This window comes from Vibrio sp. Vb0888, from assembly GCF_033338835.1.
GTDB lineage: Bacteria > Pseudomonadota > Gammaproteobacteria > Enterobacterales > Vibrionaceae > Vibrio > Vibrio alginolyticus.
Genome location: NZ_JAWOTL010000169.1, coordinates 1 through 1,293, shown reverse-complemented (window position 1 = coordinate 1,293; position 1,293 = coordinate 1). Strand labels below are relative to the sequence as shown.

General features: G+C 43.2%; 1 protein-coding gene. It reads right to left on the bottom strand.

Annotation, left to right across the window (positions count from 1 at the left end):
* Nucleotides 1–34 precede the first annotated feature (34 nt).
* Nucleotides 35–1,239, bottom strand: a protein-coding gene (locus R7P72_RS24755) for an IS3 family transposase (protein WP_086012997.1) whose coding sequence is annotated in 2 segments (ribosomal slippage) — nt 35–888 and nt 888–1,239 — 1,206 coding nt in all. Because the reading frame shifts where the segments join, the coding sequence is not laid out codon by codon here.
* Nucleotides 1,240–1,293: the final 54 nt, after the last annotated feature.

Sequence of the window (1,293 nt, the reverse complement as noted above, 5' to 3'; positions counted from 1 at the left end):
ATGACCCGTCCTGATATGGGTTGACACTTTTTAACTAAAACGCTCGATGTACTTCATCGGGCGTTTTGTATTTTAAAGCCGTATGAGGCCTCATTTGATTATAGATATCTACGGACTCTGCTACCATCGTCCTTGCTTCTTTCAGATCTTTCGGTTTCTTCAGCAAGAGCTCCATTTTGAGTATCCCATTTACACGCTCAGCTAAAGCATTCTGATAACAGTCATACCCGTCAGTCATTGAGCAAGTCACTCTATGTTTCTTATGGATATCTTGATATTCCTTCGAACAGTATTGTGAGCCTCTATCTGAGTGGTGTATTAGCTTTTCTTCACTCTGCCGTTGCCTGAGAGCTGAGATAAATGCCCGCTTAACTGATTGAGTTTTCATGTTGTCATCCACATAAAAACCAACAATCTTCCTTGAATAAGCGTCTGTAACCAAGCTGAGATAACTCTCTCCATTTTGAGTTGGCAAGTAAGTAATATCAGCAACCCACAGTTGTTCTGGCTTCGTTGGTGTCAGCCCATCTTTCACTTTGTTTGGGTGACAGAAAAATCGATGACGGCTGTCAGTCGTTCGGTGATAGGCTCGTCTTGCTCTCACTAACAGCCGATGCTTTCTGAGAAGTTCAAAGAGCTTATCGCGACCTATTTGAATGCCCTTTGTTGCTGCTAAGAACTTCAGTTTACGCGTGCCAATGCGTGGCTGCTTCAGCCTGACTTCACGGACAAAGCCAATGACAGTATGCTCATGATGTTCACAACGAGATTGAGTTTGGCATTGCTTATAATAAGCTTGGCGAGAGATTTGTACTAACTGACAAAACTTCGTAACGCTCAAACCTACTATGGTTTTCTCTTGGACAACGCTTCTTTGTGCTTTTTTGTCACTCTAACACCATAGTCACGTTCCATAACGTTCACGACAGCTTCAAAGAAGTCGGCTTTGAGTTGAGCATCTTCGAGCTGCTTCTCAAGCTCTTTAATACGTTGCTCTGGTGTAGGAGGTGAATTGAACTCGGCCATAGAGTCTCCTTTGGACATAAAGTTAGGTGTCCCTTTAGACCAATCTAGTCGACCATGCTTACGAAGCCAAACCAAAACCGTAGAGCAACCTTGGATGCCATACTTCTCTTGGGCTTGTTTGTAAGTGAGGCTTCCTTTTTCAACCTCATCAACTACAGTGAGTTTAAAAGCGAGGGAGTAATCGCGCTGAGTTCTTTTAGTTGTTGATTTCATAACACTCTCCAATTTTGGGGGGTGGAAAGTGTCAACCTTATTTAGGACGGCACA